We start from the raw sequence: 24,674 nt of genomic DNA, 5'->3' as shown, positions 1-24,674 counted from the left end.
ATTTGAAACACTGCCAATACTGCGTAAGTCTTATGATTAGCACAAGCGCCACTTTTAAATATCTGGGAATGTGAGGAATGTCAATTTTTGTTAAGCGCAAAATCCGCGATCGCCAAGCACTACAGCCAAGCGCCGAACGTGAATTCAAACGCCAATTTTTCGGTTTACTTCTGGTAATTGTAACGTGGAGTTTAGCTATGGGCTGGCTTCTAGCCTTGGCAACTAACGCCCAAAGTGCTACTCCCCCCGCTGAAATTGGCACTGTTGACGTAGTACCTGCACAATACCAACTGGGGCAAGAACTGTATTTAGAAAACTGCTCCAGATGTCACATTGCCATACCACCAGCCGTTTTACCTAGCCAAACTTGGAAAAATATCCTGCAAGACTCGCAGCACTACGGCGCACAACTTCAGCCTTTAGTCGATCCACCACGCATATTGGTGTGGAAATATCTTTCGACTTTCTCCCGTGTGCAGCTAGATGACGAAGAAACACCATATCGCGTTAATAACTCGCGTTATTTCAAAGCTTTGCATCCAGGAGTTAAGTTACCACGTCCCGTCCAGGTTGGCAGTTGTGTCAGCTGTCATCCCAGTGCTAATGATTACAATTTCCGCCGCCTGACAGCAGAGTGGAAGTGAGCAGTGAGGAGTTAGAAGTGAGGAGTTGAAAAATTCATAACTCATAACTCTTAACTCCTAACTCCTAACTCTATTCCCCCACTCCCTCTCTGGCCCCATCTGGGGGCAAAATGATACTATGAAGAAAGAGTAAATATAAGATAAGAGTTAAAACCAATCAGTTTATTAAATGATTGGCTAGTTTTTATCCTGTTTTTGAGGTAATTCTCATTTCACACCCATCCACGACCAAGACGTTTGGGCTGGGTTAAATGTTTATAATCAATGCCGACCCTTTAATTCCCATCCCCCTTGATTCAGTTCTATAACCTGCCATGTTAAAACTTTTGTTGGGCGACCCCAACGCTCGTAAGCTTAAAAAATACCAACCTTCTGTTACTGAAATTAACCTTTTTGAGGAAGAAATTAAGGTTCTTTCCGATGATGAGTTAAAAGGTAAAACCGTCAAATTTAAACAACGGCTCGCTAAAGGTGAAACCTTAGATGACATATTGCCAGAAGCTTACGCCGTTGTCCGGGAAGCAGCACGGCGAGTATTAGGCTTGCGGCACTTTGATGTCCAACTCCTTGGCGGTATTATTTTGCACGTGGGGCAAATTGCCGAGATGAAAACTGGTGAAGGTAAAACACTAGTCGCCACCTTGCCAAGTTACTTAAATGCCCTTACTGGTAAAGGTGTACACGTCATCACCGTAAACGATTACCTAGCTCGTCGGGACGCTGAATGGATGGGACAGGTGCATCGCTTCTTGGGGCTGAGTGTGGGGCTAATTCAGTCAAGCATGACTCCTAGTGAACGCCAGAAAAACTACGACTGCGATATCACTTATGTTACCAACAGCGAGGTCGGCTTCGACTATCTGCGGGATAACATGGCGACATCAATGGCAGATGTGGTACAACGCCCGTTTAATTATTGCGTAATTGACGAGGTGGACTCGATTTTAGTTGATGAGGCGCGAACACCACTGATTATTTCTGGGCAGGTGGAAAGACCTACAGAAAAGTATCTACAAGCTGCTGAAATAGCATTCACACTCAAAAAAGACGAACATTACGATGTAGATGAAAAAGCTCGTAACGTTCTATTGACAGATGAAGGGTTTGCGGAATCGGAAAATCTTTTAGGAGTCACAGATTTATTTGACCCAGAAGATCCTTGGGCGCACTTCATTTTCAATGCAATTAAAGCCAAGGAACTTTTCCTCAAGGATGTAAATTACATCGTCCGCAATGGGGAAGTAGTAATTGTGGATGAATTTACTGGTCGGGTGCTAGCCGGACGGCGTTGGAGTGATGGATTACACCAGGCGATTGAAGCGAAAGAACACGTAGAGATTCAGCCAGAAACTCAAACTCTAGCGACAATTACTTACCAAAATATGTTCTTGCTGTATCCAAAACTCGGTGGAATGACAGGAACGGCAAAAACCGAAGAACCAGAATTTGAAAAAATTTACAAACTCGAAGTTGCGGTAATTCCCACCAACCGCGATCGCAGACGCGAAGATTTGTCTGATATGGTCTTTAAGACAGAAGCAGGCAAGTGGGGAGCGATCGCTAGAGAATGTGCCGAAATGCACGAACTCGGCAGACCTGTATTAGTGGGAACCACTAGTGTAGAAAAATCCGAACTTCTCAGTCGGCTGCTGAAGCAACTGGAAATTCCCCACGAATTACTCAACGCCCGACCGGAAAACGTCGAGCGTGAGGCGGAAATTGTCGCCCAAGCCGGACGCAAAGGTGCTGTTACTATTGCTACTAACATGGCTGGTAGAGGTACAGACATCATCCTGGGTGGTAACTCCGAATACATGGCACGTCTAAAGCTGCGGGAATACTTTATGCCCCGGATCGTCATGCCAGAAGATGAAGATGCCTTTGGTGTTCAAAGAGCAGCCGGATTGCCTACAGGACATGGTGGTGGTCAAGGCTTTGTCCCTGGTAAGAAAGTCAAAACTTGGCGGGCTTCGCCAGAAATTTTCCCGACTCAATTGACAAAAGAAACAGAAAAACTACTCAAAGATGCAGTAGAAATTGCAGTACGTGAGTATGGCGATCGCAGTTTATCGGAATTGGAAGCTGAAGACAAGGTAGCTATAGCCGCAGAAAAAGCTCCCATCGATGACCCTGTGATTCAGAAATTACGGGAAGCTTACAACCGGGTTAAGCAGGAATATGAACAATTTACTACCCGCGAACATGATGAGGTAGTGGGAATCGGTGGTTTGCACGTAATTGGTACAGAACGCCACGAATCGCGGCGGATTGATAACCAGTTGCGCGGACGTGCAGGAAGACAAGGCGACCCCGGAACCACAAGATTCTTCCTCAGTTTAGAGGATAACCTACTGCGGATTTTTGGTGGCGATCGCGTTGCTGGGTTAATGAATGCCTTCCAAGTGGAAGAAGATATGCCTATCGAATCTGGGATGCTCACCCGCAGTTTGGAGGGCGCACAGAAAAAGGTTGAAACCTACTACTATGACATTCGGAAACAGGTGTTTGAGTATGACGAGGTGATGAATAATCAACGTCGTGCTATTTATGCTGAACGCCGCCGAGTCCTAGAAGGTCAAGATTTGAAAGAACAGGTGATTAAATACGCTGAAAAAACGATGGATGACATTGTTGACTTCTACATCAACATAGACTTGCCCTCGGAAGAGTGGGAGTTAGAAAAGTTGGTTGAGAAAGTCAAAGAATTCGTCTATCTGCTAGCAGATTTACAAGCGAGTCAATTAGAAGATATCACAGTCAGCGAGATTAAAGCCTTCCTCCACGAACAGGTGCGAATTGCTTACGACCTCAAAGAAGCGCAGATTGACCAAGTTCAACCCGGACTGATGCGCCAAGCGGAACGTTTCTTTATCTTGCAACGTATTGATACACTGTGGCGGGAACACCTGCAACAAATGGATGCCTTGCGCGAATCGGTGGGATTACGTGGTTATGGGCAAAAAGACCCCCTGATTGAGTATAAGAGCGAGGGGTATGAATTGTTCTTGGATATGATGGTTAACATCCGCCGAGATGTGGTGTATTCGTTGTTTATGTTCCAGCCTCAGCCGCAGCAAATGGTGCAGGCTTCGTCTGAGATGGTGTAAATAGGGAATATCTCATGCAGAGACGCAGAGGCGCAGAGAGTGCTTTTGCGTCTTTGTGTTTTAAGGCATCTCTCAAAAATATTTTGTTTTCAGGAGTTTGCTGAAATGAGTAGGCTGATACTACCAAATCTTCAGGGTAAGCAAATGGGGCAAGTAATAGTTACCCTCACTGTCACGAATCGAATTGATCGAGTTCTGGCACAACGAGGCTTTATTTCTTCGGGGGAAGTTCGCTCTTATACTCTAGATGATGTTTTAGTTGATACGGGCGCAACTTTGCTGTGTTTACCTGCTAGCATTATTAGTCAATTAGGTTTAGTCCAAGGTGCAGAAGCCCAGGTAGAGACTGCTGCTGGAGTGAAGCAGGGGCGAATTTTCCGAGATGTTGAGCTTAGTATTGCAGAGCGTCAAGGAACCTTTGATTGTCTGGAACTTACAGAAGTACCCTATGCCCTTTTGGGTGTAACACCAATGGAAGTTTTAGGGTTAGAACCAGACCTTAAAAATCGGAAGTTGCGGGTTTTGCCGATGAATTCTGAGCAAACTTATCTGAGTGTATTGTAAGCGATCGCTCTAGATTAAATATTAAAAATATTGGCTAATTTTAGTAGTGTAGTAATTTCTCTTTGGTCAATCTACTTTAGGCGAACCTAATAAATTATAATTTGTGAAAAAATGTGCTGTTTTTCATTTTAGAAGACCGTAGACTAAACGGTTTAACTGCTCACTTCACTAGATAATAGCTTTAAGTATTAGCTATGATATGAGGCGTTATTTGCCTGGGAGCAAATAACTTCTTAATCAGTACTAGATGTATTTATCCAAAAAATAATATGGTTAATCGACGATACTATTCTACACGTACAGGCAAAAATCCAGACGCGGTTCGCTTCGATTTGCCCATGCTTTGCCGTTTATTTCGAGATATATATTTTGAGTTTAGATCAAACGATTATTTTCAAGAGGCTTTCGGTTATGAATGGGTAGACGAGGGAGAAGTAGCAGGTAAATTAGGAGGTGATATTGAAGCTCAAATGTTTAGAAGTTTGCGAAAGCCTAACTTATGGCAGATTCAAGACAAGTGCTTAAATTATAGTGAAGATGATTTCTTCGATGTGATCGAATTATTACATGATTGGGTATCTAAGCCTATTGATGGTTTACATCACACTTATGCTAATTGTGGTTGGCATTATCATACATTTGATAAAAAAGGTGGTCAGAAAGAATTTAGGGATAAAATAAATGATATTATTTGCGACTATAAAGATGGTTATGAACTCTCTGAAAATGGTGAAATTTTAGAACTAGCAGAACAAGGGCTAGATTTACTTTTTGAGGCAGATTTACCTAATTATGATCCAGAAAATGTTGAAAAAAGAGTAGAAACAGCTATTCTCAAATTTAGGCGATATCGTTCATCTCTTAATGACAGGCGTGACGCTATCAGAGACTTAGTAGATGTATTAGAGTTTCTTAGAACCAAAATTAAGCAGGTAATCCCTTCTAAAGACCAGGGTGAATTGTTTAATCTCGCTAATAACTTTGGTGTCCGCCATCATAACGAACAACAAAAGACAGATTTCGATAAAGGTATTTGGTATAGCTGGATGTTTTATTATTATTTAGCAACAATTCATGCTTGTTTGAGGTTGATAGAGAAAGCCGAAGTCAAAAATCTTTGAACAAGTTACTTGAAAATGTAACACATGAGGATAAGCCATGTTATGTCTACGCAAAAATAACACAATTTTCTGAAAAGTTAACAAAATCCGATCGCTTATACTTGGCGTAGTTTTGGGGTTGTCTGTACTGCGATCGCAGTAGTGACTGAAAGTATAAAATTTTGCTTAAATACGCGTTGCATAGGTTTTATGCTCTCCAACTATGTTTCCTGAAAGTTGGGCAGTAGAAATGGATGGTCAGCAAAATACTTTTTCTAAAAAGAATCTTTATTTCTACCCTGTTACTTTATACTTCATTTTTTCGAAATTATGCATGTAATTACACGTAAAATTTTGCATTTTAAATTGTATAGTCATGTTCTCTTTTACTCTGCCAATTTGGGAATTAGCCTCAGTGTGGCACTAGTATTTGCTGTAATATTCTTTAATTCCCATAACATCTGGTGGTATTCAATCTTGCGCCAGGGTTCAACCATATCGTTGTAGTGGTTATGGAAAGCATGGCCTGATTGTCCAGGAGTGTGAATTGCTACTGAGTTATCTAAATTTCCCAAATCTACAATCATCCGCAGTGAAGCAATATCAGTCACCTCAAAGGATTTATTTGCTATCCAGCGGTTAGCATTCACTGTTTCGCCGTTACCCGATGTAGCAAAAGCACCACGATTAAATAAAGCTTCAATCGGTGCAACTCCAGATTTACCCAAGGTGGCATTCCGAAAAGTAATGGTATGCAGCTTGCCCCAATTCCAGTTGTTCGGGTCTTTGCTTTGAATTAGTTCTAGTTCATCCACGGCTTCTGTAAGGGACTGCTGAAGGATTTGGTCGCGGTTCTCAACTTTCGGGGTGTTGCGATTATCCCACCAAGAACTATTGGGCTGTTTGACCAAATTTGCTACCACAGCATACCAGCGATCGCCTCCATCAGGAAAGTACTTTTCAGGCAACTGATCGTGAAATGTATCTGTTAGCAAGTGTTTCCAGAATACTTCAAATAGAGCAGCAGCAGGCGATGTCATTCCCAACTGCAAATTCCAATCTTGCAGCAGTTTTTGGGCTGCTTGTAAGCGGGGAGTATTAACAGTGATAGATTGTAGTAGTGGCACTAATGTCTGTGCATTTAAATTGCGATCGTCACCCTGTATCTGCTGCACATCCTTCAGGGAAATCGCTTCGGTTTGTTGTGAAATCATTTCAACGATGCGCTTTGCTCGGTAGCCATAAACCCAGTCTGCGGTAATCAGGTAAGGATATTCACGTATAACTAAATTATTGGCAGTAGCAATATAACCTTGGGATGGATTAAAACTTTTGGGCAATTTATCAAAGTCAATATAGCCTTGCCATTCATATTCATCCGTCCAACCAGGAACGGGATAACGCCCATCTCCCTTAGCGCGGATGGGGAATTTACCAGGCATTTGGTAGCCAATATTGCCATCAATGTCAGCGTAGACCAAGTTTTGAGCCGGGACATCATAATTGCTGGCAGCAGTGCGAAATTCCTGCCAGTTTTGGGCGCGATTGATTTGGGGAATGGCATACCCTAGTTTGGAAGGTGCTAGGGCTGTCCAGCGCAGGGCTACGGCGTAATTTTGCGGTAATTCTAGCGGCTGACTTGACTTGAATTGCTTCAAATTTGGCGAAACATCAGAGAGAATCGGCCCATGTCGGGTATAGCGCACCGTTTGCACAATTGGCTGACTTCCGGCTACTTGAATCGTCTCTTGTACGAGTTGCATATCAACCCATTTGCCATTAACCTCATACTGATTAGGGTTTTTTGGGTTGATTTTCTCGATGTATAAATCCATCACATCAGATTGTACATTGGTGACACCCCAGGCAATGCGATCGCTATGACCGATAATTACTCCAATCATTCCTGCAAAGGAAAAGCCAGAAACGTTGTAGGGACATTCTGCACTCTTAGGTGTGCAATACAAACCAACCTCATACCAGATAGAGGGTATTTGCACACCTAAGTGGGGGTCATTCGCCAAGATTGGCTTACCTGTTGCCGTCCGTTGACCAGATATTACCCAGTTGTTCGAGCCAATACCTATTCCTGTGGGCCCAATGAGTTGTTCTAAAGCCATCATCGGCTTAGTAATTGACTTTAAAGCAGGTAATACATCTGGATAATTGAGAAGGACTTCAACATTATTGTCCCTCTCTTCCGCTGCTTCCCCTGTTTCTTGCTGCAACTCAGGTAAAATAACTGGCAAGTCTTTAGGGTAAGGTGGAAAAAGCTCCTCTACTTGATTATGAGTAAGAGTTTTGAGCAGGATAGCACGTTCAATTTCGCTCTCGAAATTTCTCCCCAAATCGTAAGCCATTACCTTACCCCAAGTCAGAGAATGCAGTATTTGCCAAGGTTCTGGCTTATACCCAGGATTAAGGAATTTTAGCACAGCGTATTCTAGACTCAGGGCGCTGCCTTGATGCTCTGCCAAATAGGCATTGACACCATCGGCGTAAGCTTCCAGGTATGCCTTCATCTCTGCATTAATTTCTTGAATTTCTTGCTGCGCCACCCTTGCCCAACCCATTGTCCGCAGATATTTATCAGTATCAACCTGAGAAGAACCAAACATTTCTGAGAGTCGCCCAGAACCAATGTGTCGCCAAAAGTCCATTTGCCAAAAGCGGTCTTGGGCGTGGATATAACCTTGCGCCATAAATAAATCGTGGGAGTTGGCAGCATAAATATGGGGAATTCCCCATTTATCACGCTGGACAGTTACTTCGGCTTTCAGTTCAGGTATTTGAATTGTGCCACTCTCTTGCGGAAAGGATTGGCGCACAGTGTAGGTGACAAATCCCACTAACAATAGCCCTAGCACTAACAGGAAAATCAGAGTAATTTTGAATCTTTTACGTAACCAACCTTTCCTGGAGTTTTTCATTTGAGCTTCTTGTGGCATTGTTTAGTGAAATCAGGCAATACTACAAGGTATTAAATCAGAATCTTTAGAAAAGTGCGATCTACCCATTTACAGCTATTTTCAGGTAAATAGACCACACGGTAGGGGCACAGCATTGCTGTGCCCTTACGATAGATGTGGTTCAAATACATGAAAATTGCTGTAAAATTCGCCTGAGTACACAGTTAAAATTTTGTTGTACTAGCTCCCAGTAGAACAATAGTATCGCTCTCCTATTTTCCAAAGCTTGAGCGCAACCATCAGAAAGAGAATGCCTGCGATTGGCGAGACATAACAAAACCACAAAGGCACTAAAAACGCATCTTCTTTTTCAAGTACTGCAAGCAAAGGAAAATAGCTGACGCAAGCAAGCGGTATCAAGAAAGTAAAAAATCGCTGAAACCACTTGCTATAAATTGCAAGAGGATACTGAGCCGTTTCGACTCCTCCATAAGTGAGGATATTCATAATTTCGAGAGATTCAATAGTCCAGAAAGTGATGGTTGCTTGCATAATGACAATGCCAACAAAGAGTGCAACTCCACCAAAAAATGAAGTACCCAAAAGCCATAAAGTTTTAAAAGTTACAGGGATATGGAGTGATGAAAGTGACCACCCCATAACAACAATTCCTTGAAAAAATCTTCCGATTCGTTTCAAAGTAAATTCTTTACCTAAAAGTTGAAGTGCTGTGGTGCGTGGACGAACAAGTAAACGGTCGAAGTCTCCACTTTTAATTATTGTTGTAAATGAGTCAAACCCTTTTCCAAGGGCATCAGCACAGGCAAAAGAAATATTAACTATTCCATAAAAGAGAGCAACTTCATTCAAAGTCCACGTACCAATACTATTAAAACGAGTAAAAAGTGCCCAGACTCCAAAAAATTCAACAGCAGTTCCTAAAAGCTGCCCTATGACTTGCAGCCAGAAAGAAACTTTGTACTGCATTTGTGACTTGAAAGATACAGAAATATATCGAAGGTAAAGTAAAAAATCATTCATAGCCGCTTTGTGATTTTTATCTAAAATCAATTACCTAACTTAGCTTCCTGCTTGACAAAATTACGAATTACGTAGCTTGCTTCTCGCCGGAGGCGAGTATTACGAATTACGAATTATTTACTCATCCTCCCTGAATTACAAGCTTTCTAATGCCATGTTTCACAAGGACACGCCCAAGAATAATAATGGCAGCTATCCAAAAAGTTTGATGCAGCAAAACATTAAACAGGGCATTTGGTTGAAGATTACCAGTAAAAAGACGAAAAGGTTTGTCGATTAGTCCTGAAAAAGGAAGTGCATTCAAAAAAGGCTTGCTCCACTCAGGAAAAAGTGGCAAAGGAACAATCATGCCAGAGAAGATAGTAACAAGAGTAGGTAGAATACTATTAATTCCCTCGCCCGAAATTGTCCACATCATTGATACAGTAAGAAGCATAGTCAATGCAGAGGAAAGTAAAATTGCACCAATAAAAGAGAGAAAAAAGGCAACAAAAGAAGCGAAGGAGGGTGGAACAGAAAGCGACCATTCATAAAACCCAAAAAGGGGAAAAATAAAAATTGTGACACCAAGAAGCGGAATAGCACGAAGTATCAGGGGCGTTGTACGAAGTGCCAAGGCGCGAGTAAACCAAAAATTATAAAGGTCTGTGGGTCGGAGAAGATCGTACCCTACAGCACCAGATCGTATGAGTTCTTGAATATCTCTATCACCTCCCCAAGGAACAATCGCCATCAAAAACGCCTGTCCCAGCCACACATAGCCTACAGATTGTTGAAAAGTTATAGGTTGAGCAGAGGTTGCATGAGTAAAGAATGCCTGTAAAACCATTACTTTCACAAACCCCCAAAAAAGCTGAGTTACAACGCCTGCTAAAGCAGCAGTACGGTATTGCAACAGCAGTATAAATCTAGCAACAAACAATGACCAATATGCTTTCATGGGATAATTCCTGCTGAAATTGCATAAAGTTCAGCAACTATCTCTTCAATGGGTGGATTTTCTACAAAAAGATCCTCTACTTCGTGTTGCGAGGTAACTTGGCTAATCAAAGACGCAGCAGAAAGCTTTGTAGGATCGAAGGCAAGAGTTACGGTGCGACCTTCTTTAGAGATAATACTGACTCCTTCTTTTTCAAAGAAGAAATCATCGTTTGCTAGGTCGATTCTTAAGTAACGACGTGAGGAAACTTGAGAACGCAGTGCTGCTAGAGTTCCATCACAAAGGATCTCGCCTCCACCAATAATAATTATGCGATCGCACAATGCCTCAATATCATCCATATCATGGGTAGTCAGGATGGTGGTTACTTGATGAGTTTTATTCAGCGCTTTGATAAATTTTCTGACTGCAAGCTTTGAAACTGCATCAAGCCCGATAGTGGGTTCATCAAGAAAAAGAATTTCTGGTCTGTGAAGCATTGCGGCTGCAAAGTCACATCGCATCCTTTGACCAAGGCTTAACTGCCTCACCGGAGTCGAGAGAAAACTTCCAAGACCAAGCAAATCAATCATTTCTTCGCGTGTCTGGCGATACTCTGATTGGGGAACGCGATAAATATCCCGCAGCAAATCGAAAGACTCAATCACTGGCAAATCCCACCAGAGTTGTGTTCTTTGACCAAACACTACACCAATGCGATTAACGTGCTTGATTCTATCTTTCCAAGGAGTTCGTCCGCCAATTAGGCATTTTCCACTGGAAGGTACGAGAATACCACTTAAAATTTTAATCGTAGTCGATTTACCAGCTCCATTTGGGCCAATGTATCCTACAAGTTCTCCCCGCTCTAAGGAAAACGAAACTCCTTTGAGGGCATAAACTTCTTTAGTTTTTCGCTGCACAAGTCCTCGTATTGAACCGAAAAGCCCAGAGGAACGTTCAGACACAAAGAAAGTCTTCCTGAGATTTTCGACAAGAATGTGAGACATATTTTGTTAGTCTATTATTGCTTGCAGAAGTGTTTTTTACTTAGAATACATCTACTAACCAGTTTTCAATACTCTGACTGCAAATGAATAAAGCTATTTTCAGGCATGGAGTTCACCGTGCTACAGCCGACCATGTTCATGCAAACCCTCGACAACGGCTGGAATGTCGTGCTTGAGCATGGTTGCTTCTCTGTGCCCTACTCCAAACAAGCCAAGGCGTCCTACGTAGACTACCGCGACGTGGCGGCAGTGGCGGCGAAGGCGTTGATGGGCGACGAATTGAGCTACGGGCATGGTCAACCGTGTGGAACTTGTGGCGATGATGAGCGAGGCGCTTGGGCATACCATTGAGGCGGGTGAACCCCCGTTCGATGAGTGGGCGCAGACCGCGCACGTACCCGAAGGTTCCACCCGCGAAGGTTTGCGTCGAATGTACGCTGACTATGACGAATACGGTTTCCCCGGTGGGAACGCACTCGTGCTACGGGCCATTCTCGGACGGGAGCCGCGATCGCTTCAACAGTACATCCACGAGCTTGCGAACCGCAAGGTGGCTTCATCACCTCTAGGCGATGACGCGTGAACGCAAATAGTCTGTCGTCTGAAACAGCGATACGATACCAGGTGGTGTTTTAGATTTGTTGTTCTACTTTTGTTAACCCTTTGACTTGGTTGAATCCAAACGCCATCAACCACATATCTACAACACCACCGAATCGGCTTTTATCTAGACTCACTGAAGTGGAAATTAAGGACTTCAAGTCAACCCGGTTTTGCAACCTTACCAAGACTGTTTGTTTTCAAGTGCTAACGTCAAATCAATTCAAGACGCAAAGGAGAAAAAAATGGTACAAGTAGCAAAGATAGGTCATGCTGGATTTAAAACGCCAGATGTAGAAGGTATGGTGGCATACTATACAGAAATTCTGGGGTTTACTTTGACCGAACGAGGCTCTGATGGAGCCGTTTATTTAAGCTGTGCAGTAGATCATCATACAATCATTCTCTATCCGTCAACAGAAAGCGGTCATAATCACTTTGCTTTTCAAATTGATGGCAGTCAGATATTGAAAGAGGCAGCGAAACAACTGCGTGACGCAGGCATCCAGGTAGAGCAAAAAACAGATGCCCAACCAGGAATACCGGAACTCCTTGAGTTTTGCGATCCGGAAGGACATACTCTCCAGCTATATTCAACCATTCAACAAGTCAGTCATGGGTTTCGAGAAACAGGCATCGTCCCTGAAAAATTAGGGCACGTCGCCATGTATGTGCATGATGTCCATAAATGTGTTGATTTTTATCAGAATATGTTAGGCTTTCGCGTGTCTGACTGGCTCGAAGATAGGTTTGTCTTCATGCGATGCAATCAGGATCACCATACTATGAATTTTTTGCAGTCTAAACAGCAAAAAATGTTCCACATTGCCTTTCAATTACGAGACTGGGCACATATACAAACCGCTTGTGATTTTTTGGCAAGGCACAACATTACGCTGCTTTGGGGGCCAGTACGCCACGGGATAGGACATAACATCGCTACGTATCATAAAGATCCCGACAAAAACATAGTCGAACTATTTACCGAAATAGATATCATGCTCAACGAAGTAGGATATTTTGAACCCCGACCCTGGCACGAAGATTTTCCTCAAAAACCGAAAGTATGGAAGGATACTCCGCAAGCCGTGGCTCACTGGGGCGGATTACCACCCAAGGAATTAATGGAGTAAATTTATGAGTAAAAAACACCCAAATATGTGAAGATGCAAGCCCTTCAGCGGTGAAGAAACTTATGCCAGAGCGATCTATGCATATAGTTATCTATCTATAGATAACTATATGCTGACTATTCTTGCTGCTTGCTTCTGACAGATGATGTCTTTAAACCCTCTTGTCAATAGCATTTGAGGTATGAACGACTAGCCCAACGGCGGAGATTGCGCTGAACTGTTCAGACCTGATGCAGGCATTCACTTACACAGCTAAAATGATTTCAAGGAAACTCTTCAGCAGAAACATAATGCTGAAAATTAGCCTGTAAGGATTATCTGGTGCGATCGCAGGAGGCAAAAAATGGGCTTGGCTGGATTAAGAATTGTGTTGGTAGAACCAGCTGGGCCGATAAATATCGGCGCGATCGCCAGAGTAATGAAAAATTTCGGGCTATATAATTTAGTATTAGTGAACCCCCAATGCGATCCGCTATCGACGGAAGCTTTGATGATGGCTGTTCATGCTCAGGAAATTATAGAATCTGCGGTATTGGTGGAGACCTTACCAGAAGCATTGCATGGATGTGTACGGGCGATCGCTACCACTGGTCGTGTTCGGAGTTTAGAAACACCCTTAGAAAACCCCCGCACTGCACTACCCTGGTTACTGGAGGAACCAGAAAAACCCGCAGCCCTGATTTTTGGCAGAGAAGACCGGGGATTAAGCAATGAAGAATTAAATTATGCACAGAGGTTTGTTGGTATTCCCACAAGTCAAGATTATGTCGCTCTAAATTTGGCCACTGCCGTAGCAATTTGTTGTTATGAATTGTCACAATGTGCCCAACAACTTGACACTCAAACCTTACCTCAAACTGAACTCGCACCCTTAGATGTTGTGGAAGGATACTACCAGCAATTAGAATCAATATTACTGAAAATTGGTTATGTATATCCCCATACGGCAGCTAGTCGTATGGGAAAATTTCGCCAATTGTATAATCGCGCTCACTTGAGAACTGGGGAGGTAGCCATGCTGCGAGGAATTTTGCAGCAGGTAGAATGGGCCCTGAAAAACCAGAATAATAGTGAAAACTTGTAATTATTCGTTTAATATATACGCAATCATCTCCCTAAAATAATTAATATGGCTTAAACTAAACACAAAAATGCTACTTAGTGGCAAAGTGGAATTTGAGTATTAATATTGCTTAAAGATTAAGTTTGGGGTCAAGAGTCTGCAAGAAAACAGTCAAGTGGGTCACAAGGAGTAACGGTGTCAGAATCAAGTGGCGAACTAACAGCTTTCTCGCGGCGTCAACCCTTAAATCGCCCCCAGCAGGCACAAAAAGTTCAAAAAGTGGTAAAAAAAAGAGTTAAAACTAACAGCCAGCAGCAAGCTACGAATGGACGAGAAGGACCGCTAACACGCCCAAAAAATCAAATCAGTCCTCCCCCAATCCCTGGCGCTACACGTAGGGTAAAATCGGGGTTAGTCATGCCAACGGCAGTAAAACCAATACCTAGTGTCAAGGGAAAAATTCCTCTCTTCCGACCAGGTGCTGTGATGGTTAAAACAGTGCGGATGGAAAAGCCAAAAACAGGCAGACGCTCATCGCGGAAAACCCGGTTAAAGCCAATGGCCAAAACCATATTGTATGTTTTGCGTTTGTTGATTGTGGGTGTTGGGATGGGTGCAATTGTGGGCACTGTATTGTCAGTATTAGACCCAGCCAATCGCATTAGCACAAATTCGGCATCGCAATCTAATAGTAATGTTAGTAATGTGGCGCGATCGCAGCCACAACCTACCCAAACTCCCCCAGCCGCAGCTTCGAGTTTATACCTATCTCAGGAAATTACCTCTTTGAAAAATGCCGTGCAAAATTTGGCGGCCACCAACCCAAATCTCACACCTGGAATTTTCTTAGTAGATTTAGATACTGGTAATTATGTAGATATCAATGGCTCTACCAGTTTTCCGGCGGCTAGCACGATTAAAGTGCCGATTCTGATTGCATTTTTTCAGGATGTGGACGCAGGGAAAATTCGCCTAGATGAAATGCTGACCATGCAACAGGATATTGTAGCTGGCGGTTCGGGAAATCTGCAATACAAACCACCGGGAACTCAGTACGCTGCTCTGGAAGTCGTCACTAAAATGATTACAATCAGCGACAATACGGCGACAAATATGCTGATTGCCCGACTGGGAGGAATGGACGCTTTAAACCAGCGTTTCCGTAGTTGGGGATTGACAGCCACAACAATTCGTAATCAACTCCCAGATTTGCAAGGGACAAACACCACTAGTCCCAAGGAACTAGGGAATTTGATGGCGATTGTGAGTCAGGGAAATTTAGTCAGTATGCCATCACGCGATCTCATGCTCGATATCTTGCGTCGTACCCAAAAAGACACTCTGCTACCATCAGGTTTGGGAACAGGTGCAAGAGCATACCACAAAACGGGTGATATCAGCACAATGTTGGCAGATGCAGGTTTAATTGTTGTTCCAACTGGCAAGCGCTACATAGCCTCTGTCATGGTACAACGCCCCGAAAACGATCCTCGTGCCGAAAAATTGATTAGCTCAATTTCTCGTGCTGCCTACCAAGAGTTTAGCCAAAATCCTGTCACACCCAACACCATTACAAACACTGTACCTACAAATGGTTATCAGCCCCAGGTTGCGAATCCTGCTTTACCTAACGGTACAACAGGCACTGCGCCCATGAGCATTTATCAGCCTCCTGTTGTCAGCCCTGTACCCAACGGTATGGGAGGTACTGTGCCGACAAATGGTTATCAATCTCCAGTGATAAATCCTCAGTATTACCTTCAAAGATAATTCATAATTCATAATTAAAAATGGTTTCATTCCTCTTATTAATAACGATAATTTCGTTATTAGCGGGGTTTAAATATCTATTTAAAAAATAATTATGAATTATAAATTTTTTAATTGCAAGTCCACTATCAGCTCAAAAGTATGTAAATGAACGCTGAACTAGAGTTTATTGCCTGTCAACCTCATCCAATTGAGAGTAAAGGTTTTAACCTTAATGCCACTCTGCCGTATAGCTGCACAATTGAACACATTCATTTGGCAATGAATGATTTTGTAGAATTTTAAAGCTAAATAATGTTGTTCTCTTTTAACTCTTAACTTTTTTGATACCGCATTCCTGGTAGTTGCGAAATGAAACCCATAAGTTCCAGTTGTAACAAAGCACTGGAAACTAAGCCAGCAGCCATGCCAGTTTGTTGGACAATAAAATCGAAGGGTAAAGCTTCACTTGCCATTGCATTCATTACCGTTTGCAACTCTGGCGATAAAGTTGGCATTAACTGTTCTGGTGCTGTGGAAGCCTCAATCGCATCAATTTGTGGTATCGCTCCTAGCATTGTTAACAGTTCGTCTAGTTCTTTAAGAATGAAGGAAGCTCCCTGACTCAGTAACTTTAAGCATCCTTGGGATGGATAATCGTCTAGTCTCCCAGGTAATGCATAGACATCTCTACCAAATTCATTTGCGTAGGTAGCAGTAATTAAAGCACCAGATTTTAATGGCGCTTCCATTACTAGGATGGCGCGGCTTAAACCCGCAATAATTCGGTTGCGACGGGGAAAGTGAGTCCGATCGGGTGGGGTTTTTGTGGGGTACTCACTTACGACTAACCCCGCCGTCAAAATTTGCTTGTACAAATCCCGATTTTTATGTGGATAGATGACATCAACGCCAGTTCCCAAAACTGCGATCGTCCTTCCACCTGCTTTCATAGCGGCGATGTGGCTTTCGGTGTCAATTCCCTCTGCCATACCAGAAACAACTGTAAAGCCATTTTTAGCCAAAGCTGTACTAATTTGGCGAGTCCAACGGATGCCATATTCTGAGGGTTGGCGGGTTCCGACAATCCCAACCATTGGTTTTTGTCCAAGATTTTCTTGGAGTTCGACTTCACCACGATAGTACAAAATCGGCGGTGGACTGGGAGTTTCCAACAGTAAACGGGGATAATCTGCATCTGCTGGTGTCCAGAAATGAGAGTTTTCCTGCTGGTGCTTGGTGAATAGTTGTTCTGGGTGCAAACGCGATCGCTGTTGTACTACTTTTTCTAGTGTTTGGAAACCCAAGCCTTCTACCTCTCCCAACTGTACCTTAGTAGCGTTCCAAGCAGTTGCCAGCGTGCCAAAATGCTGTTGCAGCCGTCGCAGTAATACCGGACCAATTCCCGAAATTTGCGCCCAAGCTAGCCAATATGCGCCTTCTTCTACCACAGTTCTATCCTCACACCACTGGATTGAGTATTCCCAAATTGAGATTGGTTGTTGATGGCGAGGAGGAGTGGGGGCAATACTGTTCGGTTAAGGCAAGAGACGCAATGAATCGCCGTCAAGACAAACAACTTCTGCCTCCTCTTTCCCAATTCCCCTTGACTTTTGACTCTTGACTCTTGACTATTAACTATTGACTATCTATCTTCCGATCTTGTGTGATGAAATATTTCTATCGTCTTCTAATAAGCCTATCTGGGTGCTTAATATTTTTACTGCTGCATAGCGGACTTGGTTTATTACCTAGTTTGGCAGCCGAAAAAGTTACCGTCAGGTACGGATTGTTTGAGCAATCGATCCCGGTGGCAGATATACGCAACTATGGCGAGACACAAAAGGTTTCTGCCGATCTGCAATCTTTTCTAGATTACCTCAACGCTAAGGACAAACAGAAATTTCAAGAAGCCCTTCAGGTGAAAATGTCGCTTGATATTGTGGCTTTAGATAAGCTGGTAAACACAGGAATGGGCAAGCAAATTTTATCTTTTGCTTCCCAAGCGATCGCCCGTCGCGATCAAGCTAGTATACAAGCACTACGATCGGCCATTATCATCGGAGCAAGATCGCCAGAAGGTCTAGGAATAGCCAGCTTTCTACAAGCCTATCCCAGTAATCAATTAGTTGTTGACGTGTCAAAAATTCAGAAGCTGGTCGGTATGGCAAACTCCTCTTCTAATTCTGCTGATGCACCACCAAAGGATAATGTAAGTTCTTCACCTTTAGGGAAAATTGCACTACAATATCAAACACTCGCCGCCCAGGATAAAGAGTTCTCAGGTTGCTTATTTGGCGATTCTATTTCGGCTGGACTTGGCAATACCCTTGGGAGTGATACTTTTAATTTTGGATTAAATGGTCTGAGTACAATCTCATTACTAGAACAACTGAAAAGTTTAACTCCTACCAAGGTGAAATGCGAAAAAGCCATTATTGCCATAGGTGGAAATGATGCTTTGTATAAAATTAGTGATGAATTATTTAGCAAAAATCTCCAAGAGGCGATCGCACTTGTCCGCACAATGGGAACTAAAGAGATTTTTCTGATTCCGGCTTTTTATTCGACAGTGGCAGCAAGCTCAGATCCTACTGTAGCAGCCCCACTTGCTAGAGTTGAACAAATTAATGTTCTGATTAATCAAGTAGCTGAAACAGAAAAAGTGCCAGTTGCCGCAGCCGGACTAGCACCATTGTATGAAAATAATGTTCTTAAAGAAAATTTGACCAGTGATGGCGACCATCTAAATGCAGAGGGTCTGAAAATTTATCGACAAGCATTATTACAAATCCTGGCTAAGTAGGTCAACCTAATTAAACATAAAAAGCTAAGTAGATAGCTCCCCAAATTATTTGAGAAGTCGGGGAGCTATAAATTACGAATTACGAATTACGACTGTTAGGCTTTCCAATTCAAAAACCGTGCATAAATATAAGCGATGCCTTCATCAAGAACTGTTCGCACACCTTCGCTATAACTCCACCATTTGTTTGGATTATAATCTTGCGTTTTAGCGGCGATTACACCAACATTAATTTCAGGAGTAAGTATTTTTTTAAAAAGAAACCAACTCCTACGAGCATGAACGTCCAAGGAAAAAAGATTAATTGATTCTATCTTTAAATTTGAATTGGATAGCCAACGTTCAAATTCAGCAGCAGATGCATAACTACGATCCTTAACTACGAAAGGTGTCGGAACAGCTACCACTTTTTCTGCTTCTAAACCGAGTTTTATGAATGTGGCAGCTGACACGTCTGCAAAGTTCTTATATCCGGTAAGATAACTTCCTTTTTCTAATGTGCCTCCGGTAGTAATTATTTGATGATAAGAACCGGTTTTAAATTCAGTTAAAGCTTCTTCTATAGCGTAATCTGGTAGCCATCCTTCAACAACTAATACTTCTGCTGATTCGATCGGGGAAGTTACGGCGAGAAATGAGTGTACATGAGTAAAAATGAAAAATATTAAATAAGCAATCAAAGCGATCGCAATCGCCCACCCTTGAGCCGTAAGTGTCCACATTTCTTGGCGTTTGATTAGTTTGATTTTGGGAAATTTTTGACACCGACGATTTTTTCTCCACATTAAACCTTAGCTAAACGTTGTTCTTTCAAGTAGGTAAACACAGACTTGTCTCCAATATCAGCAGGAATTGCTTGGACTGTCTTTCGCAGGGCAAACACCAAAAATAATATCGCCCAAGTTCCTAATAAAATACTTTCTCCCTGAGTTGGTAAAATTCCCACCAAATGTCCTAACAACAGTAGCGGAACAATTGGGGTTAATACTTTGGTTTCCAGGCGATTGAAGCAAAAAGCCTCTTTAAAATAAATACCTGTCAAAGCTACGAAAATAAAACCAACTCCAAATAAGGTAATTGGCTGATTGTAAACAGCAAGAACCAAAGGTTCACTACTAGTGATTGCCAGAATCACTGATGCGATACTACCGATTGCCCAAAAAACTTGCAACGTTCGGTGCAGTGATGCCATATAGATATGGATGGTAAATAAACTTACACCAAGAGCGAGACTAAAACAAGCATATAGAGGTGTCAGTAAAGTTACAACTGTTGGGTTATTGTTGAGTAAAATCAAAGCGCTGCCTATGGCAAAGCTCAGTGCTGCTACCATCAATCCAGCACGATAGATAATTACGCCAGTGCGATCACTCTGAGTAATTGTAAATTCCCCAAACTGACCTTGATAAACTTCTGGTGCAGAGAGTGTTTGTGTAGTCATAGCTAAGAATATAATTATGATTCTCTAGTAAAGTACAACAGGAAATTGCTCAAGGGTTACTTTTATTATTATGAGCAATAAAGCGAACTTCATGTCATCATTCCTAAAGTTACATCTTTTAGCAGTTACTTTCTGGAAATTTTTGTCGAATCGGCACTGCCTATGGTGAATGAAAATGCTTATTTTTAAGTGGTGTGCAGTTGCCCAACCTCCGTTTTATATCTAGAATTTTCCCCTTTCTTTGCCTTTGGCACAAATCAACAACAGGCACTTTGCAGCCTAGTGGTTTTTCACTGTCTTAACTTTAGCAATATTCACTTGTCTGATTTTCTTAAAAAAACAAGACTTTTAGCGCATCTTGTAAATTAATCTGTAATTGTGAGTGAGCATATCCGCAATTAATAGCAATTTCTACCCAGCCGTGACTGCCAACTAAGGCTATTATCTCTCCCACTTTGACATCACTGTAAGTTTCACAGCCTGGTACACTCAATTCAGCAACTTGCACATACCAACTTTTGCCTTGCACGTAACTCGCTGGAATGTTACTCACTAGGTTGCCAAAGTGGTCAATATATTGAATGCAACCCACTACACCAGTTATTGTCTGCTTACAGTTGCCTATATCCAGGTTTACCAAACTTGCTGGATCGATTTGTTGTCCTAGCTGTTTGAAGGGGACACCACTAGCAAGATTAGCTGCCACAGGTGCAAAGATATCTCTACCGTGAAAAGTCTTGCTTGGTTGAGGAGTGCGCCAATAATTAAGATTTGTAAGTTCGACGGCTGCGATCGCCGGACTTTGACTGAGTACGCCACTGAATATACCATTATCTGGCCCGACCAAAAACCCTTGAGCAAATTCTACTGCGATCGCTCGTCGCTTGCTTCCCACACCTGGATCTACTACTGCCAGATGTACTGTCCCAACTGGGAAATGGGCATAAGCATTCATCAGGCTGAACCTGGCTGCGGCAATGTCTTGCGGCGGAATTTGGTGCGTTAAGTCTACCACCGTCAGTCTGGGGTTGATTTGGGCTATGACTCCCTTCATTATGCCTACATAAACATCGCGATCGCCGAAATCGCTCAGTAAAGTCACGAGTGGTTGTTCATCTATCTGGTTATTAGACATATTTTGGTAAAAATATATAAAAAAGATATTTTCTGTAGCAACAGCTACAAAATATGTGTTATGTTAACAATACAAGACATAAATTGAAAGATTAAACCAGGTAATCATTATGAATCAAAATAGACTACAAAGCATAAGCAAATCACAAGAAGCTCACAGAGCCAATATTCAAAGAAGCCTAGAGCATCGCTTGGAAATAGCTAGAGCAAAAGGCGACGAACAGCTAATTCGTCAACTGGAAGCTGAAATGAGGTATTCCAGCTAAATCAAGTTTTCATTGTTCATAGTTTTGTTGTGCAACCCGCTACGGCGGGTTTTTTCTTTTTAGAGAGTTTCCTGGAAGTTTCGCTCTGACAGCATTTTGCAATTATATAATTGAATTATTCCACTCCTTACCCGCATTTCTCACAAGCAGTGCGTAGCTTGCCGCCGTAGGCATCGCTATTACCCAAACCTTTATTGAGCTTAGATTTTGAGCGTTTTAGACACTAGTATCCGCTCAATAAATCGGGGTAGTGGAAAAAAGAAAAAATTGAGCCGATACAATAATTTCACATTATATACAAAGGGAAAAAAACCCATAACACCCGAAGGCTGGGTTTTGCATACACAGGAAGGTAGAAAAGCCATGACACAGACAGCAACAATCACGGAAGCGATTATACCAGCTTAACCGATGCCCATACTCGCTTCGGTTTAGTCCGAATTGAAGACAAGTAGTTTTTCTCAGAGTGGTCTGAAGGCTTACCTAAAATTACTGAAGCTGAAAAAATATCCCTAAATGTACCTCGGCCAATAAATTCGATAATCTTGCTTATTTTGGCTCCAAGTTCAGCATTCATTCGCCATTTTTTCAAACTTGCATCTGTAAATGTACTTTCAAACTTAATGGTTCCGTTGGCTGGACTATTAGATGTAATGTTTTTAAGTCATTTAGCAGGTGTGGCACTAGCAACAATTTTGTTCAATTACATTTATTGGACATTCGGTTTCTTACCCATGGGTACAACCGGAATGGTTGCACAGGCAATAAGACGTAAATATAATAGACCTCTTGCACGAATACAAAAACTACCCTCAACAACCCCTTCTCCCAATATTGGGAGAAGGGGAGTAAACTTCAAAGTCCCTCTCCCAAGTTTGGGAGAGGGATTTAGGGTGAGGGATCTTGATTCATGCAAGAAGTCTAATCAATCAGTTGTGTTGATTGGTTTACAGTCTTATTGGCTATCAATTTCATCCCAAAGTCTGGTTTTTTATATGAGTATATCGATACTAGCTAGACCCCCATCATTGAAGACGTTGACTAAATCATCTCTCCCGTCTGCGTTAAAATTGCCGACTAGCCATTTTTGAGTATCCCTAAACCCGCCTTGGCCAGTTACCCATCGCTGGAAATCAAAACTCTCACCATTAGATAAGTGAGCATCGATACTAGCTAGACCCCCATCATTGAAGACGTTGACTAAATCATCTTTCCTATCTGCGTTAAAATCGCCGACTAGCCATTTTTGAGTATCCCAAAACCCACCTTGGCCAGTTGCCGATCGCTGGAAATCAAAACTCTCACCATTAGATAAGTGAGTATCGATACTAGCTAGACCCCCATCATTGAAGACGTTGACTAAATCATCTTTCCCATCTGCGTTAAAATCACCAACTAGCCATTTTTGAGTATCCCAAAACCCGCCTTGACCAGTTGCCGATCGCTGGATATTAAAACTCTCACCATTAGATAAGTGAGTATCGATACTAGCTAGACCCCCATCATTGAAGACGTTGACTAAATCATCTTTCCCATCTGCGTTAAAATCGCCGACTAGCCATTTTTGAGTATCCCAAAACCCACCTTGGCCAGTTGCCCATCGCTGGATATTAAAACTCTCACCATTAGATAAGTGAGTATCGATACTAGCTAGACCCCCATCATTGAAGACGTTGACTAAATCATCTTTCCCGTCTGCGTTAAAATCGCCGACTAGCCATTTTTGAGTATCCCAAAACCCACCTTGGCCAGTTGCCGATCGCTGGAAATCAAAACTCTCACCATTAGATAAGTGAGTATCGATACTAGCTAGACCCCCATCATTGAAGACGTTGACTAAATCATCTTTCCCATCTGCGTTAAAATCACCAACTAGCCATTTTTGAGTATCCCAAAACCCGCCTTGGCCAGTTGCCCATCGCTCAATATTAGGAAAGTTTAAAGTACCACTGATAAAGTACTGCCCCAAACTGCCGTAATCCGTGTAGCCAGTTGAAAGAGGATTTTCTTTTCCTATACCATCAATTTTGAGGTAATAATTTCCAGCAACGACATTTGCTGTAATACTTGCAGATAGTAAATCTGTTGGATTGGACGATGCAATTAAGGTACCAGCAGAATTGTATAGCTCTGCCAAAATGTCTAAGTTTGGCCCTCGACTAAAAGGATTCACTATCAAGCTAATCAGACCAGTATCTGTGACAAAACTATAAAAATCTAGGTCTGTATTGCGCTCAATGATGCCACTATCACTGATAGACGTACCAGAAACGGTTAGTAGCTTTGCTGTCGCAATTGTATCACCACAATCATCGGCTCGGTAGGTGAACCCATTTTGGGTTGTAATAATTTGCAAATCATCCTCAGTATTGTTAGCAGAAGCATACTCGCCTTTACTCCACTGGGTTAGGTTTTGGTAATACGCTGATCCCATGATCGGTGCCCAGCCAGTCTCTCCACTACCATGTCCTTCGTAGTAGTCTTCAGCGGGGGTTATTTGTCCATCATGCTCGAGTCCCAGCATATGACCTACTTCATGAGAGATAGCATCAGCCGTATACTTCTCATCACCGTTTATCGCATTTTCAGCAAAAACAAAGGCAGGAGTATCACTATCCCAGTTGAAAGAACCACGCTTGGTGACTCCTCCCACTCCTTTACCATACCAATCGTAGCTGCTACCGCCGATCGCAACACGCACCCCCCAGCGAGTATCATTACTGCCGCTCTTAATCAGATCGTTAATATCTGCTGGAGCCTGCGTTGTGACATTAACATTAAACGGGCTGAAATCCTCAGCGACGCGCTGCCAGATATACTGAATTGTTTCAAGTTCAGCCGAGCTAAAGGATGCTGTATTGCCGTCGAAGTCGAAGGCAGGGGTGATAATGTTAGCCGGACGTTCACTTGTGTTCCAGGAAGTACCAGAGGTGATATTGCCGTCGAAATCTAAATAAATTGTCTGATTAGCTCCTAGTAAGCTGTTGAGGAAGAAAGTTTTAGACAGGTCTAAAAAAGCTGATACTGACATATAATTTCATCCTTAAAGGAAACTTCTATTAATTTCTCTGTATCAAGCAGATAACTTTACGTACTTTGCTATGCAATCTTTACAAAAAGTTATAATCTGCTCTCACCGATACTGGAAATATTTGCATTTCATCTCGCAGGATGGTATCAACTAACTA

The 24,674-nt window shown here is 42.4% G+C and carries 21 protein-coding genes; 10 read left to right on the top strand and 11 right to left on the bottom strand.

Annotated features, from left to right (window positions below):
- The first annotated feature begins 77 nt into the window (after positions 1–77).
- The 4 genes from V7L12_RS13525 to V7L12_RS13510 all read left to right on the top strand — a co-directional run bounded on the left by V7L12_RS13525 (position 78) and on the right by V7L12_RS13510 (position 5,436).
- Positions 78–644 (top strand): cytochrome C, encoded by a 567-nt coding sequence (locus tag V7L12_RS13525; protein ID WP_335084725.1) that lies wholly within the window; start codon positions 78–80, stop codon positions 642–644.
- Positions 645–958: 314 nt separating this feature from the next.
- Positions 959–3,751, top strand: a complete 2,793-nt coding sequence (gene secA / locus V7L12_RS13520; protein WP_335084724.1) for a preprotein translocase subunit SecA — start codon at positions 959–961, stop codon at positions 3,749–3,751.
- 105 nt (positions 3,752–3,856) lie between these two features.
- The gene (locus V7L12_RS13515; RefSeq protein ID WP_335084723.1) at positions 3,857–4,315 is read left to right on the top strand and encodes an aspartyl protease family protein; all 459 of its coding nucleotides are present in this window, start codon (positions 3,857–3,859) and stop codon (positions 4,313–4,315) included.
- A 269-nt stretch (positions 4,316–4,584) separates the two neighbouring features.
- Positions 4,585–5,436 carry a hypothetical protein gene (locus tag V7L12_RS13510; protein ID WP_335084722.1) on the top strand — a complete coding sequence of 284 codons (852 nt, stop codon included), beginning with the start codon at positions 4,585–4,587 and terminating at the stop codon, positions 5,434–5,436.
- 365 nt (positions 5,437–5,801) lie between these two features.
- Here the strand turns inward: V7L12_RS13510 and V7L12_RS13505 are convergent, their stop codons facing one another.
- The 6 genes from V7L12_RS13505 to V7L12_RS13480 all read right to left on the bottom strand — a co-directional run bounded on the left by V7L12_RS13505 (position 5,802) and on the right by V7L12_RS13480 (position 12,082).
- Positions 5,802–8,345: a penicillin acylase family protein gene (locus V7L12_RS13505; RefSeq protein WP_335084721.1), complete on the bottom strand. Its 2,544-nt coding sequence runs from the start codon at positions 8,343–8,345 to the stop codon at positions 5,802–5,804.
- Positions 8,346–8,564: 219 nt separating this feature from the next.
- Positions 8,565–9,395 (bottom strand): ABC transporter permease, encoded by an 831-nt coding sequence (locus V7L12_RS13500; RefSeq protein ID WP_335084720.1) that lies wholly within the window; start codon positions 9,393–9,395, stop codon positions 8,565–8,567.
- A 91-nt stretch (positions 9,396–9,486) separates the two neighbouring features.
- Positions 9,487–10,305, bottom strand: a complete 819-nt coding sequence (locus tag V7L12_RS13495; RefSeq protein ID WP_335084719.1) for an ABC transporter permease — start codon at positions 10,303–10,305, stop codon at positions 9,487–9,489.
- Positions 10,302–11,294 carry an ABC transporter ATP-binding protein gene (locus V7L12_RS13490; RefSeq protein WP_335084718.1) on the bottom strand — a complete coding sequence of 331 codons (993 nt, stop codon included), beginning with the start codon at positions 11,292–11,294 and terminating at the stop codon, positions 10,302–10,304. Before V7L12_RS13490 ends, V7L12_RS13495 begins: the two co-directional genes overlap by 4 nt.
- A 296-nt stretch (positions 11,295–11,590) precedes the next feature.
- On the bottom strand, positions 11,591–11,854 hold the full coding sequence (locus V7L12_RS13485; protein ID WP_335084717.1) for a hypothetical protein: 264 nt from the start codon (positions 11,852–11,854) through the stop codon (positions 11,591–11,593).
- Positions 11,855–11,926: 72 nt separating this feature from the next.
- Positions 11,927–12,082, bottom strand: coding sequence for a hypothetical protein (locus tag V7L12_RS13480; RefSeq protein WP_335084716.1), 156 nt, complete (start codon positions 12,080–12,082; stop codon positions 11,927–11,929).
- A 57-nt stretch (positions 12,083–12,139) separates the two neighbouring features.
- On the opposite strand from V7L12_RS13480, the gene V7L12_RS13475 reads away from it, so the two are divergent.
- The 4 genes from V7L12_RS13475 to V7L12_RS13460 all read left to right on the top strand — a co-directional run bounded on the left by V7L12_RS13475 (position 12,140) and on the right by V7L12_RS13460 (position 16,145).
- Complete coding sequence (locus tag V7L12_RS13475; protein WP_335084715.1) at positions 12,140–13,027, top strand: VOC family protein; 888 nt, start codon at positions 12,140–12,142, stop codon at positions 13,025–13,027.
- Between the two features lie 343 nt (positions 13,028–13,370).
- On the top strand, positions 13,371–14,111 hold the full coding sequence (locus V7L12_RS13470) for an RNA methyltransferase (protein ID WP_334825970.1): 741 nt from the start codon (positions 13,371–13,373) through the stop codon (positions 14,109–14,111).
- Between the two features lie 174 nt (positions 14,112–14,285).
- Positions 14,286–15,860, top strand: coding sequence for a serine hydrolase (locus V7L12_RS13465; protein ID WP_335084714.1), 1,575 nt, complete (start codon positions 14,286–14,288; stop codon positions 15,858–15,860).
- Positions 15,861–16,007: 147 nt separating this feature from the next.
- Positions 16,008–16,145: a hypothetical protein gene (locus V7L12_RS13460; protein ID WP_335084713.1), complete on the top strand. Its 138-nt coding sequence runs from the start codon at positions 16,008–16,010 to the stop codon at positions 16,143–16,145.
- A 29-nt stretch (positions 16,146–16,174) separates the two neighbouring features.
- Here V7L12_RS13460 and dprA read toward each other — a convergent pair whose 3' ends face one another.
- Positions 16,175–17,290 carry a DNA-processing protein DprA gene (dprA, locus tag V7L12_RS13455; protein WP_335084712.1) on the bottom strand — a complete coding sequence of 372 codons (1,116 nt, stop codon included), beginning with the start codon at positions 17,288–17,290 and terminating at the stop codon, positions 16,175–16,177.
- A gap of 218 nt (positions 17,291–17,508) precedes the next feature.
- On the opposite strand from dprA, the gene V7L12_RS13450 reads away from it, so the two are divergent.
- Positions 17,509–18,645, top strand: coding sequence for an alpha/beta hydrolase (locus V7L12_RS13450; protein WP_335084711.1), 1,137 nt, complete (start codon positions 17,509–17,511; stop codon positions 18,643–18,645).
- A 95-nt stretch (positions 18,646–18,740) separates the two neighbouring features.
- On the opposite strand, the gene V7L12_RS13445 is transcribed toward V7L12_RS13450, so the two are convergent.
- The 3 genes from V7L12_RS13445 to V7L12_RS13435 all read right to left on the bottom strand — a co-directional run bounded on the left by V7L12_RS13445 (position 18,741) and on the right by V7L12_RS13435 (position 21,221).
- The gene (locus V7L12_RS13445; RefSeq protein ID WP_335084710.1) at positions 18,741–19,430 is read right to left on the bottom strand and encodes a YdcF family protein; all 690 of its coding nucleotides are present in this window, start codon (positions 19,428–19,430) and stop codon (positions 18,741–18,743) included.
- Positions 19,430–20,086, bottom strand: a complete 657-nt coding sequence (locus V7L12_RS13440) for a DUF2301 domain-containing membrane protein (RefSeq protein ID WP_334825983.1) — start codon at positions 20,084–20,086, stop codon at positions 19,430–19,432. Before V7L12_RS13440 ends, V7L12_RS13445 begins: the two co-directional genes overlap by 1 nt.
- A gap of 331 nt (positions 20,087–20,417) precedes the next feature.
- Entirely contained in the window at positions 20,418–21,221 is an 804-nt protein-coding gene (locus tag V7L12_RS13435; protein WP_335084709.1) for an SAM hydrolase/SAM-dependent halogenase family protein, read from the bottom strand.
- Positions 21,222–21,330: 109 nt separating this feature from the next.
- Here V7L12_RS13435 and pirA point away from each other — a divergent pair, with 109 nt between their 5' ends.
- Complete coding sequence (gene pirA, locus V7L12_RS13430; protein ID WP_335084708.1) at positions 21,331–21,486, top strand: arginine synthesis PII-interacting regulator PirA; 156 nt, start codon at positions 21,331–21,333, stop codon at positions 21,484–21,486.
- 991 nt (positions 21,487–22,477) lie between these two features.
- Here pirA and V7L12_RS13425 read toward each other — a convergent pair.
- Positions 22,478–24,517 carry a M12 family metallo-peptidase gene (locus V7L12_RS13425; protein ID WP_335084707.1) on the bottom strand — a complete coding sequence of 680 codons (2,040 nt, stop codon included), beginning with the start codon at positions 24,515–24,517 and terminating at the stop codon, positions 22,478–22,480.
- Positions 24,518–24,674 lie beyond the last annotated feature (157 nt).

It is taken from the genome of Nostoc sp., from assembly GCF_036918245.1.
Lineage (GTDB): Bacteria > Cyanobacteriota > Cyanobacteriia > Cyanobacteriales > Nostocaceae > Nostoc.
The sequence above is the reverse complement of the archived record's forward strand: the minus strand, read 5'-3'. Positions and strand labels throughout refer to the sequence as shown.